Source organism: Caminibacter profundus, from assembly GCF_054657155.1.
The window spans coordinates 242,501-244,679 of sequence record NZ_BAAHXC010000003.1 but is presented as its reverse complement, the minus strand read 5'-3'; the positions used below and the strand labels follow the sequence as shown (position 1 = coordinate 244,679).

Sequence of the window (2,179 nt, the reverse complement as noted above, 5' to 3'; positions counted from 1 at the left end):
ATTATACTGAAGTGTCTAAACATCTTGGGATTGGTATTAGAGTATTGGGAGATAGGTATATTAGTAAAATATGTAGAATTAACAATTAGAAAAAGAGAGATATATAATAGATTAGGACAGGTAATATAATAAAATTAATTTTATAATTAAAATAATAATTAAAATAGACATTAATATGAGAGAAATAAAACAAATATCCAAGAGAAGTAAAAGATAGAGCCGATATATATAGTGCCAGACTCTTTGTTATGTTATAAAAGTTATACACTGAAAAGCGTAGCAGGGACCTACTTTCCCACATCCGTAAGGATGCAGTATCATCAGCGCTGTAGGGCTTAACTTCCTGGTTCGAAATGGTTCAGGGTGTTTCCCCTACGCTTTTCCCACTACGCTTGTCACTATATAACTAAAGTTAGCTGTTAAAAGCCTTGCCCACGCACTTACAGAAGCCAATCGGGTTATTAGTACTGGTCAGCTCAACCCCTCGCAGGGCTTACACCCCCAGCCTATCAAGCAGGTAGTCTTCCTGCACCCTTCAGGGAAGGCTCATCTTGGAGTGGGCTTCCCGCTTAGATGCTTTCAGCGGTTATCCCTTCCGTGCTTGGCTACCCAGCACTGCCCTTGGCAGGACAACTGGTACACCAGTGGCACGTCCAACCCGGTCCTCTCGTACTAGGGTCAGCTCTCCTCAGCCTTCCTACGCCCACGGCAGATAGGGACCGAACTGTCTCACGACGTTCTGAACCCAGCTCGCGTACCGCTTTAAATGGCGAACAGCCATACCCTTGGGACCTGCTCCAGCCCCAGGATGCGATGAGCCGACATCGAGGTGCCAAACCTCCCCGTCGATGTGAGCTCTCGGGGGAGATCAGCCTGTTATCCCCGGGGTACCTTTTATCCTTTGAGCGATGGCCCTTCCACTCAGAACCACCGGATCACTAAGACCGACTTTCGTCTCTGCTCGAGGTGTCTCTCTCGCAGTCAGGCTGGCTTATGCCTTTACACTCTTCTGGCGATTTCCAACCGCCATGAGCCAACCTTTGTGAGCCTCCGTTACTCTTTAGGAGGCGACCGCCCCAGTCAAACTACCCACCAGGCACTGTCCCCCATGAGGATTACTCATGCGGGTTAGTAGGCAGGATATCCAAGGGTGGTATCTCAAGGGCGGCTCCACCTGAGCTGGCGCTCAGGCTTCTAAGCCTCCCACCTATCCTGCACATGGATATCCCACCTACAATGCCAAGCTGTAGTAAAGGTCCACGGGGTCTTTCCGTCTTGCCGCGGGTAGGAGGAATTTTCACCTCCACTACAATTTCACTGGATCCCTCCCTGAGACAGCCCCTCACTCGTTACGCCATTCATGCAGGTCGGTATTTAACCGACAAGGAATTTCGCTACCTTAGGACCGTTATAGTTACGGCCGCCGTTTACCGGGGCTTCGGTTCACCGCTTCGCCTTTCGGCTAACGGATCCCCTTAACCTTCCGGCACCGGGCAGGCGTCACACCCTATACTTCCTCTTACGAGTTAGCAGAGTGCTGTGTTTTTGGTAAACAGTCGGCAAGAGCGCTGCGCTGCGACTCCTTTCGGCTCCAGGAGCTAAGTCCCTTCACCTACTCGGAGCACACCTTATCCCGAAGTTACGGTGCCAGTTTGCCGAGTTCCTTAGGGAGGGTTCTTCCACGCGCCTTAGAATACTCATCCCGCCTACCTGTGTCGGTTTACGGTACGGGCTACTAACAGCTCAAACGGCTTAGAGGCTTTTCTCGGCCCGACGGTATCACCGATTCTCTCTCCCTCCCGAAGGAGTTTGAGAGCCTGTCAGGTCTCGGAGTTTTGCTAGGCGGATTTGCCTACCTAGCCTCCTACACCCTTCGAGCCACTATTCCATCAGTGACCTCGGCTAACCCTAGGCGTCCCCCCTTCGCCTCGCTGTTAGTAGGTAACGGAATATTAACCGTTTTCCCATCGACTACGCCTTTCGGCCTCGTCTTAGGTCCCGACTAACCCTACACTGACGAGCATCGTGTAGGAAACCTTAGGCTTTCGGCGAGTGGGATTCTCACCCACTTTATCGCTACTCATGCCTGCATGCTCACTTCCTGCCGCTCCAGTGCTCCTCACCGGTACACCTTCAGCGCTGACAGGAACGCTCTCCTACCACTCCCCCTCCACAGGGA

General features: G+C 51.4%; 2 rRNA genes (1 of these 2 only partly in view). Both read right to left on the bottom strand.

The window, feature by feature from the left end:
• Positions 1-274: 274 nt before the first annotated feature.
• Positions 275-391, bottom strand: a 5S ribosomal RNA gene (gene rrf, locus ACYQ1U_RS09190).
• 49 nt (positions 392-440) lie between these two features.
• Positions 441-2,179, bottom strand: a 23S ribosomal RNA gene (locus ACYQ1U_RS09185) (it continues 1,170 nt past the right edge of the window).